Source organism: Roseibium sp. RKSG952 (assembly GCF_009711355.1).
The window spans coordinates 1-276 of record NZ_SMMF01000124.1; the positions used below are offsets into that span (position 1 = coordinate 1).

Consider the following 276-nt stretch of genomic DNA (forward strand, 5'->3'; position numbering starts at 1 on the left):
CCATCACGCGGCGGCCAGATCTTGGTTTGACCGTTTGATTCGGTTTACGAAGTAGAAGCCCTGAATGACTTCGGCAAGGTGAGCGAAGCCACGCAATTTGCGTAAGCTTTTCTCGGCACAGTGGCCGAGCTTGAACATCATGTGAACATGCCGTCCCGGCGGAGACAGCCTTTGGTGCGCTTCGTGCGGTGGCGGATCATGGCGAAAGCGCTTTCGATTGGGTCTGTAGTTCGAATGCTCTGGGTGAATTCAGAAGTGAGGTGCAACATGGTCGGC

Annotated in this window: 1 pseudogene; it reads right to left on the reverse strand. The window is 55.1% G+C overall.

Features of this window, described 5'->3' with window-relative positions:
• Window positions 1-3: 3 nt before the first annotated feature.
• A pseudogene (locus E1297_RS50035) lies at window positions 4-276 on the reverse strand (IS256 family transposase); the annotation flags it as partial.